Source organism: Collinsella sp. AF23-4AC (assembly GCF_003462685.1).
Lineage (GTDB): Bacteria > Actinomycetota > Coriobacteriia > Coriobacteriales > Coriobacteriaceae > Collinsella.
In genome coordinates this window covers 1-14,931 of the sequence record NZ_QRVE01000009.1, presented here as the reverse complement: position 1 = coordinate 14,931, position 14,931 = coordinate 1, and the positions used below count along the sequence as shown (strand labels likewise).

General features: G+C 60.6%; 13 protein-coding genes. 12 read left to right on the top strand and 1 reads right to left on the bottom strand.

Annotation, left to right across the window (positions count from 1 at the left end; all coding sequences use genetic code 11):
• Positions 1–61 precede the first annotated feature (61 nt).
• From DWY05_RS06155 to DWY05_RS06115, 9 genes are all read left to right on the top strand, one after another.
• Positions 62–340, top strand: coding sequence for a NifU family protein (locus DWY05_RS06155; protein WP_099432127.1), 279 nt, complete (start codon positions 62–64; stop codon positions 338–340).
• Between the two features lie 109 nt (positions 341–449).
• The gene (lgt, locus tag DWY05_RS06150; protein WP_117821078.1) at positions 450–1,271 is read left to right on the top strand and encodes a prolipoprotein diacylglyceryl transferase; all 822 of its coding nucleotides are present in this window, start codon (positions 450–452) and stop codon (positions 1,269–1,271) included.
• A 135-nt stretch (positions 1,272–1,406) separates the two neighbouring features.
• Positions 1,407–3,590, top strand: coding sequence for a DUF6020 family protein (locus tag DWY05_RS06145; RefSeq protein ID WP_233504039.1), 2,184 nt, complete (start codon positions 1,407–1,409; stop codon positions 3,588–3,590).
• A 165-nt stretch (positions 3,591–3,755) separates the two neighbouring features.
• Complete coding sequence (locus DWY05_RS06140) at positions 3,756–4,562, top strand: YebC/PmpR family DNA-binding transcriptional regulator (RefSeq protein WP_006234926.1); 807 nt, start codon at positions 3,756–3,758, stop codon at positions 4,560–4,562.
• Between the two features lie 166 nt (positions 4,563–4,728).
• Positions 4,729–5,274, top strand: coding sequence for a hypothetical protein (locus tag DWY05_RS06135; protein WP_147335208.1), 546 nt, complete (start codon positions 4,729–4,731; stop codon positions 5,272–5,274).
• Positions 5,267–5,644: a DUF2273 domain-containing protein gene (locus DWY05_RS10105; RefSeq protein ID WP_233504040.1), complete on the top strand. Its 378-nt coding sequence runs from the start codon at positions 5,267–5,269 to the stop codon at positions 5,642–5,644. Before DWY05_RS06135 ends, DWY05_RS10105 begins: the two co-directional genes overlap by 8 nt.
• Before the next feature lie 44 nt (positions 5,645–5,688).
• Positions 5,689–6,204 carry an Asp23/Gls24 family envelope stress response protein gene (locus DWY05_RS06125; RefSeq protein WP_117821080.1) on the top strand — a complete coding sequence of 172 codons (516 nt, stop codon included), beginning with the start codon at positions 5,689–5,691 and terminating at the stop codon, positions 6,202–6,204.
• A gap of 208 nt (positions 6,205–6,412) precedes the next feature.
• On the top strand, positions 6,413–7,435 hold the full coding sequence (locus DWY05_RS06120) for a YitT family protein (RefSeq protein ID WP_117821081.1): 1,023 nt from the start codon (positions 6,413–6,415) through the stop codon (positions 7,433–7,435).
• 149 nt (positions 7,436–7,584) lie between these two features.
• Positions 7,585–8,898, top strand: coding sequence for a zinc-ribbon domain-containing protein (locus tag DWY05_RS06115; protein ID WP_117821082.1), 1,314 nt, complete (start codon positions 7,585–7,587; stop codon positions 8,896–8,898).
• A gap of 131 nt (positions 8,899–9,029) precedes the next feature.
• Here the strand turns inward: DWY05_RS06115 and DWY05_RS06110 are convergent, their stop codons facing one another.
• Positions 9,030–10,493 (bottom strand): M20 family metallopeptidase, encoded by a 1,464-nt coding sequence (locus tag DWY05_RS06110; RefSeq protein WP_117821083.1) that lies wholly within the window; start codon positions 10,491–10,493, stop codon positions 9,030–9,032.
• A gap of 162 nt (positions 10,494–10,655) precedes the next feature.
• On the opposite strand from DWY05_RS06110, the gene DWY05_RS06105 reads away from it, so the two are divergent.
• The 3 genes from DWY05_RS06105 (at position 10,656) to groL (ending at position 14,762) form a co-directional block, all read left to right on the top strand.
• Positions 10,656–12,299: an amidohydrolase gene (locus DWY05_RS06105; RefSeq protein ID WP_233504041.1), complete on the top strand. Its 1,644-nt coding sequence runs from the start codon at positions 10,656–10,658 to the stop codon at positions 12,297–12,299.
• 435 nt (positions 12,300–12,734) lie between these two features.
• On the top strand, positions 12,735–13,028 hold the full coding sequence (groES, locus tag DWY05_RS06100; RefSeq protein WP_040358989.1) for a co-chaperone GroES: 294 nt from the start codon (positions 12,735–12,737) through the stop codon (positions 13,026–13,028).
• Between the two features lie 96 nt (positions 13,029–13,124).
• Positions 13,125–14,762, top strand: a complete 1,638-nt coding sequence (gene groL, locus DWY05_RS06095; RefSeq protein ID WP_006234938.1) for a chaperonin GroEL — start codon at positions 13,125–13,127, stop codon at positions 14,760–14,762.
• Positions 14,763–14,931: the final 169 nt, after the last annotated feature.

Genomic DNA, 14,931 nt, shown 5'->3' with positions numbered 1-14,931 from the left:
GCTGTAGTAACATAGCCCCTGTCCGCGGGCGTGCCCGCGTTATTGTGAGAAAGGAGCCCCTGTGGCTGTTAACGAAGAGCTGCTTAAGAAGGTTCTTGAAGAGATTCGCCCCAACCTGCAGGCCGACGGCGGCGATATGGAGTATGTGGGCGTTGACGACGAGGGCGTCGTCAAACTGGAGCTGCAGGGCGCTTGCGCCGGCTGCCCCATGAGCTCGCTGACCCTGTCCATGGGTATTGAGCGCATCCTGAAGGAGCATGTGCCCGGCGTTACCCGCGTGGAGCAGGTCAATGCCTCCGGTGAGACCGACGACCTGTACGACGAGTATGCGCCGTTCTAAGATGCGAAAGCTGCGGACGGCATACTCCGCATAGACGTTACGCCCAAATATGCGGCTGCGAGCGCAAGGCCCGCGGCCGCATTTGTATGTAGGGAGTAGGAGGGTCGACATGCTCAACGACTTCTACCATATGCTTGATCCTGTCGCGATCTCGGCGGGCCCCATCACCATCTACTGGTACGGCCTGGCCTACGTGGTCGGCGCTCTGCTCACGACGGTCGTTATGTACCGCACGCAGCGTCGTTGGGGCTTCGACATTACGATTGATGACCTGACGAGCGTCGTGGTCGGCGTGGTCTTTGGCCTTATCATCGGTGCGCGCCTGTTCTACGTCGTCTTTTACGGTGATGGCTACTACTGGGCGCACCCGCTCGAGATCTTTGCCACCAACGAGGGCGGCATGAGCTTCCACGGTGGCCTGGTCGGCGGCATTATCGGCGGCATCATCGTGTGCCGCATGTATAAGCTCGACGCCTGGACCATTGCCGACCTTGCCGTCATCGGCGCGCCGCTGGCCTTGTGCCTGGGCCGTTGTGCCAACTTTGTCAACGGTGAGCTGTGGGGCAAGCCGACCGATCTGCCCTGGGGCGTGGTCTTCGGTGGCACCGCGGGCGATATGCCGCGTCACCCCTCCCAGCTCTACGAGGCATTTCTTGAGGGCATCGTGCTCTTTTGCATTCTGCAGGTGCTCAGCCGCAAAAAACCGCTGCTGCCCCAGGGCACGTTTATGGGCGTGTTCGTGATGGGCTACGGCATCGTTCGCTTTTTGATTGAGTTTGTGCGCGTGCCCGATGCGCAGCTGGGCTATCTGCTGGGCGGCGTCATCACCATGGGTCAGCTGTTGAGTCTGCCACTCGTAATCGCGGGCCTGGCGCTCATCATCTTTGCTCGTCGCCGCAACCAGCCCCAGCGCATCTACCTCGACGCCTAACCACCACAAAGGGGACAGGCGCCTTTGTGGTGGTTCGCTGGGCAACGATGACAGAACCGTAACGTTTTCCCAGATAAAACCTGCCAAAATAAACCTGTCCCTTTTTGGCAGGTTTCTAGAAAGGCTCTTTGGACTGTGAAGGATTCCGATCTCTCCACAACGGCTGCGCGCGACGCTGCCCGCATCGTCTGGTTTAAGCGCTACCCCGCCAAGCAGACGCTCATCGCATTTTTGCTCGCGCTGTTGGCGACCACGGCGTTTTCCATCGATCCCGCCCCGGTATCGAGCAACGCAGTCTTGGCGATTGACCCCAAAGCCTCGGGTATGCTGTACGTGTGCTATGAGGTGCTTCTCTCGTTTGCCGGTCATACCGACGCGGTCATGCTGCTTGCGCTTGCCTGCCTGCTCACCTTGCCGTTTCGCTACGTGTTCTTTGGCCGTGGCGACACCTGGCGTCCATCGATCATTCTGCCGTCGCTGTTCTTCGCCATCTGCATGGTGTTCGGCCGCAGCTACGATCTCACCGACTCGGCCGAGATTGTCCTTGGCGACAAAGCCCGCATCATCTGCGCCTGGATTGGCGGCGCGGGCTGGATGCTCTTGGCGGTCGTTGCCTTCTACCTTGCCTTTGAGTGTCTAGATTGGCTGAGCTCTCGGCGCATTCCGTTTTCCGAGGCGCACTTTGGCCGCGTATGGCGTGTGACTCACGCCGTGCTCTCGGTCCATCCCTTTGCCGGGCCCTTCCTGGTGCTTATGATCGCCTGGGCGCCCACGCTCATCGCTTCGCTGCCTGGCCTTTTTATGGGAGATACGGGCGCGCAGATTCGCCAGTGGTTTAACTATCCCAACGGCACGAGCGACTACCTGCGCCTACTCAACCCCAACGTGCTGCTCAACGGGCATCATCCCGTAGTGCACACGGCCATTATTGGCTCGTGCGTTCAGCTGGGGCTTTCGCTGTTCAACAGCGCTAACGCGGGCCTCATCATCTATACCTGCGCTCAATTTGTCATCACGGCCGCCTGTATGGCCTATTCCATTTCGTCGCTGCGCAAACTGGGCGTGAGCCTGCCGGTCCGCGGCGTGATCTTGCTGTTCTTTGCGTTTATGCCCATGTGCTCCAACTACGCGGCCCTGCTCACCAAAGACGTGCTCTTTGCCGACGCGTTTTTGGTGCTGCTGGTACAGACCGTCAAGCTCGTGGCATGTGGCTTGCCCCGTCGTGATGCCAATGTCGAGCGAGCGGGCGAGAAAGCCCCTGTGCTCTTTGCGCGCCACGACTGGCTGCTGCTCGCTCTGGGCGCCATGGGTTCCACGTTCCTGCGCAACGGCGGCCTTGTGTTTCCCCTGGCGGCATGCGTAATCGCGGCGGCGTTTTGCGTATGGGACGTGCATGTGGCTCGTCGTGCAGCCAAGCAGACTGGTGCTGCGCCTTCGGGCGCCATCCCGCGTTTCCGCTGGGTTGGCGTTCTCGCGGTGCTCGCGCTCTGCCTTGCCTCTAATATGTACTTCACCAAGGTCTTTATGCCGGCGCACGATATCACGCCTGGTTCCAAGCGCGAAATCCTCTCGATCCCGTTCCAGCAGACGGCTCGTTTCGTCCAAAAGCACGACGGCCTCAACTCGGGCGTCAACCCCACGGTTAAGGAGGACGGCACCATCGTGGAGGCTCCTTGCGACGGTTTGGTGACCGACGAAGAGCGTGCCGTGATCGATCGCGTACTCAAGTACGAGAACCTGGGTCGCCGCTACAACCCCGACAAGTCCGATGCCGTCAAGAACTGCTTTAACGAGTACGCCTCGCAGGAGGACATCGATGCCTATTTTGAGGTATGGGCTCAGATGTTTAAGAAGGATCCCGAGTGCTATATCTCGGCGCTTATCAATAACTACTATGGTTATTTTTATCCGAGCGCGCGCGATGCATGGGTCTACAGCACGGCACGCAGTGCCGAGATTATGGCGCGCCCCGATAATCTCAAGTACTTCGACTTCCATCCGGTTGACAGCAACGTGGTGCGCTGGTGTGACCATCTGATCAACCTATACCGTGTGGCGGTGCAACGCATCCCGTTTATCTCGCTCACCATGAGCTCGGCCACCTATGTGTGGATCATGATCGCCGTGGTGGTCTACCTGCTGCGTCGTCATTCATGGCGTGCGCTGGCGATCTGGGTGCCGCTGTTGGGCGTGCTCGCTGTGTGCCTGATTGGCCCGTGCAACGGCTCGACCTACATGCGCTACCTGTATCCGGCCATCGCCTGCATGCCCTTCGCCATCGGCGCCACCGTCACCCGCAGCGACTTCCTCTGGTCCTAACTTGGTGCATTGGGATCAGGTTACTTTGCATCAAAGGGTGGCATCATCACGACGCCTTCATTTTGGGGTTTATCTCGCAGGCCAGTAGGTATATCATAACGACGTTTGTTTATATTGCCCGAGCATCTGCGCTGGGCTTTAGGTCGAAACCGATAGGAGACACGTATGTCCGGACACTCTAAGTGGGCCACAACCAAGCATCGTAAGGGCGCGCAGGACGCCAAGCGTTCCGCCCTCTTCTCCAAGCTCAGCCGCAACATCACCGTTGCTGCCCGTCTCGGCGGTGACCCGCTGCCCGAGAACAACGCCAGCCTCGCCGCTGCCGTTGCCAAGGCCAAGGCTCAGTCCATGCCTAAGGACAAGATCAAGTCCGCTATCGACAAGGCTTTTGGTTCGGGTGCTGACGCCGCCGTCTACGAGAACATCGTGTACGAGGGCTACGGTCCCGCCGGTGTCGCCGTCTACGTCGACTGCCTGACCGACAACCGCAACCGTACCGCCGCCGATGTCCGTTCCGCTTTCTCCCACGCTGGTGGCAACCTGGGCACTTCCGGCTCCGTCGCCTTCCAGTTTGAGCGCAAGGGCCAGATCGTCGTTGCCAAGGAGATCCTGGACGAGAACGCCAAGAAGGAGACCATGATCGCCAACGGTGCTGCCGGTGACGAGGATGAGTTCATGATGGCCATTGCCGAGGCCGGTGGCGAAGACTACGAGGACGCCGGCGAGGAGTGGATCGTCTGGACTACTGCCAACGAGGTCATGGCTGTCTCCAAGGCGCTCGAGGAGCAGGGCGTCCAGGTCAAGGGCTCCGAGACCACCATGGTCCCGACCACCCCGACCGAGGTCTCCGGCGCCGACGCCAAGAAGGTCCAGCGCCTCATCGACCGTCTTGAGGAGCTCGACGACGTCCAGGATGTTTACAGCACCATGGACATGACCGACGAGGTCATCGCTGCCCTCGAGGAGGAGTAGCGCCCGCACGGGTTAAGCCGTGCATATCTGGGCATAATGAAGCGAGCATGCAAGCCTCGTGGAATAGATGAGCCGGATCCGCGTGCGTAGAGCACCGGACCCGGCTCTTTTATAATGATGCGAACCGTTTTGCATTTCGAGAGCCGAGATTTGAAGGGAGCGCCGCGTGCGCGTACTCAAACGAGCCCTAGCGATCGTGTATCTTGCCGCCACCATCGTGGCGCTGGGTACGCTTGTCTGCCAGTTTTGGGGGCCGTATACGTATCGCTTTATGCTGCTGATGCGCGACCCCATGCCGCGCATCGTCGTGACGGTGTGCGCCGGCGTCGTGGCGCTTGGCGTACTGCTGAGCTTTTTCCGCCTGATGTTCGCCCGTCGCGAGCCGTCCTGCGTGCATCCGGCGGGGGAGCGCAATATCGAGGTTACCCTTGCGGCGCTTTCTTCGTGCGCCAGGGCTGCTGCCGAGCGCGACGACCGCGTGATGGTCGAGCATGTCGAGGCCCGCGTCCAAGGCCCCGACGATTCGCACATCCGTTTTAAGGTCGAGGCTATCGCGCTTGACGATAAGGACGTGGCATCTCTGGCTACCGCGATGCAGCAGCGTATCGAGGAGGCCTGCGATACCATGCTCGGCACGCCGGGTACGACCACGCGCGTCCGTTTTTTGCCGTCCAAGACTACCGTCCAGACCGTGGAGGTTTCCGGTGAGTGATACCAATCAAGATAAGACCGCTCGTACGCCGCGCCTGACGATTGACCAGAGCGCCACACCGGCGAGCGAACCTGTTGATTCCAAAGCAGAGGCAACCGAGTTACAAGACGCGGCAGCCGCGGATTTTGACGAGGCTATGGGTCTCATCAAGGGCACGGGGGCGGCTATCTGGAGCTATGCCGTTCGCCATCCCAACACCACGCTCGGCGCCGTCGCGGGTTTTGTGCTCGCGGTGCTGGTGCTCACGCTCGGCCTGTGGGACACGCTGGTCATCGCATTCTTCGTGCTGATCGGGGCTGTGATCGGCCAGATTCGCGATGGCGAAAACGGGATCGTCAACTTCTTCGGCCGTCTGTTTAGCGGCCGCTAATATGTATTCGACTGTCGCATCCGCGGCAGGCATAAGGAGGAACCATGGCTTTTAATACGAAGGTCGATGTGGCCGATACCGAGCTCGAGGCAGACGAGACCGTCACCGCCGAGGCCGAGGACGTGACGCTCGAGGACGAGGCTCTTGTCGAGGCCGAGTCCGATGAGGATGAGGACGACGAGGAAGCGGACGAGTCCGAGGACTCGCTGACCTATTCCAACGGTGTGATCGAGAAGATCGTTGCCATGGCCACTCGCGAGGTGCCGCACGTCTTGGGCATGAAGGGTAACCTCATGCATTTTGTGCAGGAGCAGTTTGGTGCCGAGAATCTGACCAAGGGCGTGACGGTCGAGGTCACCGACGATAATCGCGTGGTCGTCAACATCTCCGTCATTATCGAGTACGGCGCCTATGCGCCCGCGATCTTCGACGATGTCAAGGCGCGCGTCACTGAGCGCCTTGCCACGATGACCGGCCTTGAGGTGGCGGGCGTCAACCTGCGCATCGAGGACGTCATCACCCCCGAGGAGTACGAGCACCGTACCAACCAGCACGAGTAGCCTGCCAAATAGGGACAGGTTTGTTTTGGCAGGTTTTATCTGCGAAAACGTTAAACGGCCGACCGCGCAAGCAAAAGCGTGGCCGGCCGTTATTTGTATGCCCCCCGATGTAGGCATACCGCTCGTCTAACTAGGGGTTGCAATCGTCGCGTTCCGCGTTACCCTAATGGGCACATTGTTTCCAAATTGTTAACGAGGGGTTGCCGTAATGGCTGACGAGCACGAAACAGAAAGCAAGGCATGGGCGATTGAGGCCGCTGCGGCAGAGGCGGCATCGCGTGCTGCCGAGGAGGTGCATCGTCCTCCCGTGGTGCCGATGGAGCGCGTGGTTGATCGCACCGATATCGAGCGCGGCGAGCGTGCCGGTCAAAAGCGCAGCCAGGAGCCGGGCTTTCCGCGCTTTTTCGCCGAGCTCAATCTGGGCCTGATTCTTACGGCCTTTGCCATCGTTGCGTTTAAAACCCCTAATCACTTTGCTTTCGGCGGTACCTCGGGCGTGTCGGTCATTTTGTCCACGCTGTTCCCGACCCTGCCCGTCGGCGTCTTTATGTGGATTATTAACGCGGTTCTCGTCGTTTTGGGCTTTATCTTTTTGGAGCGCAAGGCAATCCTGTGGAGCGTCTTCGCCTCGTTTGCGCTGTCCGCCTATGTTTCGCTGTTTGAGCTCTTTATTCCGACCGATGTCTCGATGACGGGCGATATGTGGCTCGACCTGTGCTTTGCCGTCATCTTGCCGGCGCTCGGCAGCGCTATTGTCTTTGACATCGGCGCCTCGACGGGTGGCACGGACATTCTTGCCATGATCCTCAAGCGTCGCACCACGCTCGAGATTGGCCGCGCCCTGCTGCTGGTCGATATCGGTATCGTGACCATCGCGGCCTTCTTGTACGGCCCGCGTGTCGGTCTGTATTGCGTGCTCGGCCTGTTTGCCAAGACGCTTGTGGTCGACAAAGCCATTGAGAGCATTCACCTGCGCAAAGTCTGCACGGTCATTTGTTCCGAGCCCCTTAAGGTCGAGGAGTTTATCGTCAAGCATCTCAACCGCACGGCGACCATCAGCCGCGGCTACGGTGCCTTCTCGGGCAAGTGTGTGACGGTGATCATGAGCGTGCTGAGCCGTCGCGAGGCCGTGCAACTGCGCCGCTATGCGCGCGAAGTCGATCCAGGTGCCTTTATCACGATCGTCGACAGCTCCGAGATCGTCGGCAAGGGCTTCCGCGGAACGAACTAGCACAGACGTATTCAACGAACCGCCTGCTGGCGCCGTGTACCTTGCAAATCGGTCATCTTTGAGTATTTGACCCCACATTGGGCAATAATGATGCTAAAGACATCGTTTGCGATCCAAGTGATTCGTTCAAGATACGAAGGGATGATTCTATGTTCTGCTCGCAGTGTGGCGCCCCCATGGGCGATAACGACAAGTTCTGCGGCGTGTGTGGTGCTCCTAATGCCGGTGCCGCTGGCCCCGCTCCCCAGGGACAGCCTCAGCCCCAGCAGTTTGTTCCGCAACCGCCCGTGGCGAATGCGCCAAAGGGCTGTGTGGCTCAGGCGTTCCAAGATATGACCAAGACTCCGGGCGTGCTTCAGCGTGTATGCCAAATCGCGTTTTTGCCGGCGCTGATTTGCGTTGTGTCGGTGCTCGTGTTGTTTATTCCCGTTATTGGCGGCATTGCGGCTGCCATCGGCTTTTTGGCAGCTTGCATTGCGAGTGTGTGCGGTTCGGGCTTTGGCATCGAGTGGGGTCGTGATCTTTCGCTCAAGGTCGATGACGGCATGGACCGTCCACTCATGCGTTCCACGTCGTTTGGTCTCGGAGTCTTTTCGAGCGTTATTTCGGGCGTGCTCGAGGTTATCGCTGCCATTCCCGTTATCGGTGTAGTGCTTTCGCTGGTGGAGGGCGTGGTAATTGGCGCCGCGGGCTCGTATTCTTATTACGGCTCTTATGCGCTCGAGGCTGCGCTGTTCGGTTCGCTCGGCCTGCTTGTCCTGGCGCTAATTGCCTCGGCGATTCTGGGTGTCTTCTTTAAGATGTTCGCCGACATCGCCGTGATGCACTTTGCGGTGACCGGTCGCGTCGAGAGCGCGTTTTCGCTCGATAAGGTCTGGGCGGCGTTTAAGCACAACAAGACCAAGCTGTTCTGTGCTTCGTTCCTTCCCGAGTTTTTGACGGGCCTGGTCGCCAACGTTGTCACATGGATCTTGACGGTCGTCTTTGGCGCCATTGCCTCTGTCGGTATGTATAGCTACTACTATCGTCCTACGGGTATTGAGGCAATTGTTACCGGCGGTGGCGTCACGCTCGCGCTGTTCTTGGTGCTGGTCGCTTTCGTCACCGTATTTCTTACGGTCTTTGGCAAGATGCTCAAGCACCGTGCCGTTGGCTATTGGGTCGCACGCTATGCAAGCGAGTGGGCCGATGAGGATAAGGACGACGTCCTGACTTTTGTGTTGCCCTTCGAGAAGAAGTCCGCTCCTTCGGGTTACGGTGCTCCGGATGCTTCGCCGGCACCTGCACCCGCTCCCGCGACCGAGCCTGAGCCGGCGCCCGAGCCTGAACCGGCACCCGAGCCTGAGACGGCATCTGAGCCCGAGCCTGCGCCTGAGCCTGAGCCTGAGCCTGTGCCTGAGCCGGCACCTGCACCTGAGCCGGCGTCCGAGCCAAGCTCCGACGAGGAGCCTCAGGACGAGTAGCCACGCCGCCTGCTATTTGGGGACGGGCTAGAAATAGCGCTTGACAAATGAGCGGGGGCGGACGTGTCGAAACGTCCGCCCCCGCTTTGACATCGCGGTGTGGCTATGACTGCGAGATGCCAGCGAATCGATTACTCGTCGTGCTTCTCCTCGCGGCGTGCAGCAGCGCGTGCGTCGTGGATGCCCTTGATCGCGGCATGGCGAGCCGTTCGGGCATCATGGATGGCGTCGCGAGCCTCGGCGGTCGTCGCCTTGGCAGAGCGCAACTTGGCGGCCAGATCGGGGTTGGTTTCGGCGACCGCGCTAATCGCGGGGCCGTCGAGCTCCTCTTGCGTGGGCTCGGCCAAAAAGTCGATAGCATACTGGGAGGCCACCATGGAACCCTTTGCCAGCACGGTCTCGTCAATCTTGTAAAAGCAGGAATGCTGGGCGTACGTGGCGCCGATCTTGGGGTTGCGCGTACCTACAAAGGCGAGCACGCCCGGTACGCGGCGCAGGTACTCCGAAAAATCCTCGCCCGAAAGCGTGCCGCGGTAATGGCCTTGACCGGTGGGACCCAGGCATTTGATTACAGCCTGACGGCAGCGCTCGCTCGAGGCGACCTCGTTTTCGACCTTGTAGTTGGCGATGGTGTAGTCAGTGAGCTCTGCCTCGGCGCCCAAGGCGGCCGCGGTATGCTCCACAATGCGGCGCATAAGCTCCGGCATTTCCTCGTGGGTCGAATCGCCGTAGGTGCGCACCGTGCCGGCGAGGTAGGCCGTGCCGGCGATAACGTTGCGCGCGGTGCCGCCGTGCAGCTCGCCGACGGTGATGACAGCCGGCTCATAGGGGCTGATCTCGCGCGAAACGATGGTCTGCAGGGCGTTGACGATCTCGGCGGCAACCATAACGGCGTCGTGGCCGCGCTGGGGCATGGCGCCGTGGCATGAGGTGCCGCGGACGTCGATGCGGAACCAGTCGGTATTGGCCATGCGCGGTCCGGGCTCGCAGCTCACGGTGCCGGCGTCGACCTCACTCCAGATGTGCGCGGCGTAGGCGCCATCGACGCCGTCGAGCACACCCGTGCCGATCATGAGCTTGGCGCCCTGGCCGTTTTCCTCGCTGGGCTGGAAGACGATGCGGACTTCGCCGTGAATGTCGTCGGTCATATGGCGCAGGATTTGCAGCGTGCCGAGCATCATGGCGATGTGGCAGTCATGGCCGCAGGCGTGCATGCAGCCCTCGTTGACACTGGCGAACTCCTCGCCGGTCTGCTCGGTGACAGGCAGGGCGTCGATATCCGCACGCAGTAGGATGCGGCGGCGCGGCGTACCGTCCTCGCGGTAGGCGTCGGGCGCGGTGCCGCGAAGGGTCGCCACCAGACCCGTCTTAAGGGGACGCTCATAGGGGATATTCATGGCGTCGAGCTGGTTGGCGATGTCGGAGGTCGTGCGCTCCTCGGCAAGGCTCAGCTCCGGGTGCTTATGGAAGTGCCGGCGCTGCTTGATGATATAGGGTTCAAACTCGGTAGCGATATCTTTGATGGCTGCGGTGACGTCGCCAGCCGCGCGAGCCTCGGTCGCCGCCATAATCTGCTGTGCCTTGGTCTTCGTCATGGTCGATTTGCTCCTTGCTGGGTTGATCGCAAAATCGTACAGGCTCTCTCCAGTATGCCACCTGCCGCTAGGGCTGGTAAAGTTGCCGTTTGCCGCTTGGGGTTTTGTTACAAGGGCGGGGGAGTACACTCGGGGGTGTTGAATTTCCTGCCAGAGATGGGGATGCCCATGCAACATATCGATCGGATTATCCGCTCCAAGAACGTCTTTACCGCGCAAGACGGCATCGATACCGCCCGCGAGCTGGCGATTGCCGTCGCAGGCGACCGTATCGTCGCAGTCGGTGCGCCCGATGACGTGATCGCCGCCGCTCCCGCCGCCACGTCGGTTATCGACTACGGCGAGCAGTTTGTCTGCCCCGGTTTCCATGACGCTCATCTGCACTTCTTCCATACCTCGGTCGGTTCCTCGCCGTACATGCTCATGGATATGGGCACGTCCGAGGCGGCGCTGGTGCAACATGCGCTCGAGTTTTCCCAGGACCTGCCCGACGACGCTTGGGTTGTGACGCAGGGCTGGCGCGATTACCGTTGGGACCCGCCCGAGCATCCAACCAAGGCGTCGCTCGATGCGGCATTCCCCGATCGTCCTTGCGTTATGTATTCGGGCGACGGGCACACGCTTTGGCTCAACAGCCGCGCACTCGAGGCGCTCGGCGTCACACGCGACAGCGAGCCGCCAGCGGGCGGCAGATACGACAAGGATGCAAACGGCGAGCTCACGGGCATTGCTCACGAGGCGGCTGCCATGCAGCTGCTACCGCGCTGCCTTGAGTGGCTGGGGGAGGATCGCATTGCAAGCGCTTACGCCGATCAAATGAGGCGTATGGCCGAGCAGGGCATCACCTCGATCTGCGATATGTCGCTCATGCCCATGCCGGGCTGCGATTTTATCCGCGACGACGTCTACGACAAACTGCAGGTAGCCGGCAAACTGGGCATCCGAGCCCATCTATTCCCCACACTGCTGGATGACCAATCGCGCTTGGAAGAACTCCAGACCCGCTACGCGAACAACGCGCTGCTCTCGGCGCCTGGTTTTAAGCAGTTCTTCGATGGCGTGTCGAGCGAACACACGGCATATCTCACCGAGCCCTATACCAATCCGCGCTTCCCGGGCGACCAGGGCCGTCTGACGGTTCCGGCTGAGCGCATGCGCAAACTGGTTCTGGCGGCCGCGGAGCGCGGTCACACCGTGCGCATCCACGTCATTGGTGACGGTGCGATTCATGCCGCGCTGGATATCTTCGAGGAAGCGGCCGACCTGTACGGCCTGCCCCAGCACGGTCATAACACGCTCGAGCATCTGGAGAACCTCTTGCCCAAGGACATCGACCGCCTGCGCAAGCTCGACGTGGTTGCCTCGAGCCAGCCCTGCCATATCACGCTCGACCCGGGTGGTCCGGAGCGCGACCTGGGCTTGGAGCGCAGCCGCATCATGTGGCCGTTCGCAACCTATAAGCAGCGCGGCATTCGCCAAGCCTTCGGTACCGACAGCCCCATCACAGCTGTTACCAGCATGAACGTGCTCTACACGGCTATCACGCGCCAGGACCCCAAAAGCCACTGGCCCGAGGGCGGCTGGTTACCGAGCGAGCGCATCGATGCGGCAACGGCCCTGCGCAACTACACCCTGGGTAGCGCGTACGCAGCGGGCGACGAGCAAAACCTCGGCAGCTTGGAGCCTGGCAAGTACGCCGACCTGGTAGTCCTGGACCAAAACCCGCTCACCGTTGACCCTCAAGACCTCCAGGCCACCAAGGTTCAGGCCACCTACCTGGCAGGCAACTTAATCTACGAACGCTAGCCTCATACCCCACTCATAAGGGGCACGTTTCAGCAACGTGCCCCTTTCTTATTCGCACCATCTGCATCGCCATTTTGCTGCACTGACTTTTCTGAATACCGGGCCCGAATTAGTTAACCTGGCTCCCGTGTGGCTCCGGAAGGGCGGGGCATAAGGTTTATCGCGAGTTCCGCACGAGCCGAAGGCCACTTAATGTGGCCTTCGTGCGAGCAGGACTGCCCGAGCAGGAAACCTTATGCCCCGCCCTTCCGGAGCCACACGGGAGCCACCGCTAAGTTATCCCCCGGCATTCAGAAAATCTAAGTGCCAAAAAATAAGATTTTTTGACTCTGTGTTGTATAACCCGCCATTCGTGGGTACCATTCAACGCGTACGCAAACAAAAAGGGTTAATTCGCGTGGTATAACCGCGCGGCCCAAAAAGGAGGAAACAAGCATGTCGTCTTTGAAGCCGCTTGCAGATCGCGTCCTGGTCAAGCCCGACGAGGCCGAGCAGAAGACCGCTTCTGGTCTGTACATCGCCAGCAACGCTCAGGAGAAGCCGCAGCGCGGCACCATCGTTGCCGTTGGCGCCGGTAAGGTCAACGACAAGGGCGAGCGCATCCCCATGGACGTTCAGGTCGGCGACGTCGTCATCTACGGTAAGTTCGGTGGCAACGAGGTCAAGGTCGACGGCGAGAAGTATCTGCTGATGCGCGCCGACGACATCTATGCCGTCGTTGAGGCCTAGTCTCGTCAGAATCTCTGATTCGTCTTTGAACGCGTCCGCCGCATAGGACTCGGAAGCGGCGACGCGAGTCACATTTCTTTTGGAGGATTACCTACCATGGCAAAGAACATTACGTTCAACACCGATGCCCGCGCTAAGCTTGCCAAGGGCGTCAACACTCTGGCCGACGCCGTTACCGTCACCATGGGCCCCAAGGGTCGCTACGTTGCGCTGCAGCGCACGTTCGGTGCCCCGACCATCACCAACGACGGCGTTTCCGTCGCCAAGGAGATCGAGCTCGAGGACAACATCGAGAACATGGGTGCCCAGCTGGTGAAGGAGGTCGCCACCAAGACCAACGACACCGTGGGTGACGGCACCACCACCGCAACCCTGCTCGCTCAGGCCATCGTCAACGACGGCCTGCGCAACGTCGCCGCTGGCGCCAACCCGCTGGCCATTCGTCGCGGCATCGACAAGGCCGTCAACGCCGCCGTCGCCGAGATGAAGAAGCAGGCCAAGCCGGTCGAGACCAAGGAGCAGATCGCTTCCGTCGGTACCATCTCCGCCGGTGACCCCGAGGTCGGCGAGAAGATCGCCGAGGCTATGGAGGTCGTGGGCAAGGACGGCGTAATCACCGTCGAGGATTCCCAGACGTTCGACATTACCATCGACACCGTCGAGGGCATGCAGTTCGACAAGGGCTATGTCTCCGCTTACTTCGTCACGGATAACGACCGCATGGAGGCCGTGATGAAGGATCCGTACATCCTCATCACCGACCAGAAGATCTCCAGCGTTCAGGACATTATGCCCGTTCTCGAGGCTGTCCAGCGCGCTGGCCGTGGCCTGCTCATCATCGCTGAGGACATCGACGGCGAGGCTCTGCCTACCCTGGTTCTCAACAAGATCCGTGGCGCCCTCAACGTCTGCGCCGTCAAGGCTCCGGGCTACGGCGACCGCCGCAAGCGCATCCTCGAGGACATCGCCGTCCTCACCGGTGGCCAGGCTGCCCTGGACGAGCTGGGCGTGAAGGTCGCTGACATCACCGCCGATATGCTCGGTACCGCTAAGTCCGTCACCATCTCCAAGGACAACACCGTCGTCGTCGGCGGCGCTGGCTCCAAGGAGGCCATCGACGCTCGTATCGCTCAGATCAAGGGTGAGATGGAGAACACCACCTCTGACTTCGACCGTGAGAAGCTCCAGGAGCGCCTGGCCAAGCTCTCCGGTGGCGTTGCCGTCATCAAGGTCGGCGCTGCTACCGAGTCCGAGCTCAAGGAGATTAAGCATCGCGTCGAGGACGCCCTGCAGGCTACCCGCGCTGCTGTCGAGGAGGGCATCGTCGCCGGCGGTGGCGTCGCCTTCATGGACGCTGCTCCTGCGCTCGATGCTGTCGAGATCGACGACCCCGAGGAGAAGATCGGCGTCGATATCGTCAAGAAGGCTCTGACCGCTCCGGTCGCTACCATCGCCAAGAACGCTGGCTTTGAGGGCGCCGTCGTGGTCGACAAGGTTGCCGAGCTGCCTGCCGGCCAGGGTCTCAACTCTGCCAACGGCGAGTGGGGCGACATGATCGAGATGGGCGTCCTCGACCCCGTCAAGGTCAGCCGCGTCACCCTGCAGAACGCTGCTTCTGTTGCCAGCCTGATTCTCATCACCGAGGCCACCGTCTCCGATGTGCCCAAGAACACTCAGCTTGAGGACGCTATCGCTGCTGCTACCGCTGGTCAGCAGGGCGGCGGTATGTACTAAGGCCGACAAGGTCTAGAACTCCCACCGGGAATCCGGGGGCGTGACGGGGCTTCTCTCCGGAACGTCCTCGGACATGCAAAGAGGCTCCGCATCGCGCTTCGCGCTGCGGAGCCTCTTTGCGTCCTGACGCTCCTATTTGGCAAGGTGTTTTTTAGAATCCATTTTGCGC

Bases quoted from the DNA above. Each gene is read 5' to 3' on its own strand.
- DWY05_RS06105 (WP_233504041.1), top strand. From the start codon at position 10,656: ATGCCCATGCAACATATCGATCGGATTATCCGCTCCAAGAACGTCTTT.
- lgt (WP_117821078.1), top strand. From the start codon at position 450: ATGCTCAACGACTTCTACCATATGCTTGATCCTGTCGCGATCTCGGCG.
- DWY05_RS06115 (WP_117821082.1), top strand. From the start codon at position 7,585: ATGTTCTGCTCGCAGTGTGGCGCCCCCATGGGCGATAACGACAAGTTC.
- DWY05_RS06120 (WP_117821081.1), top strand. From the start codon at position 6,413: ATGGCTGACGAGCACGAAACAGAAAGCAAGGCATGGGCGATTGAGGCC.
- groES (WP_040358989.1), top strand. From the start codon at position 12,735: ATGTCGTCTTTGAAGCCGCTTGCAGATCGCGTCCTGGTCAAGCCCGAC.
- groL (WP_006234938.1), top strand. From the start codon at position 13,125: ATGGCAAAGAACATTACGTTCAACACCGATGCCCGCGCTAAGCTTGCC.
- DWY05_RS06140 (WP_006234926.1), top strand. From the start codon at position 3,756: ATGTCCGGACACTCTAAGTGGGCCACAACCAAGCATCGTAAGGGCGCG.
- DWY05_RS06125 (WP_117821080.1), top strand. From the start codon at position 5,689: ATGGCTTTTAATACGAAGGTCGATGTGGCCGATACCGAGCTCGAGGCA.
- DWY05_RS06110 (WP_117821083.1), bottom strand. From the start codon at position 10,493: ATGACGAAGACCAAGGCACAGCAGATTATGGCGGCGACCGAGGCTCGC.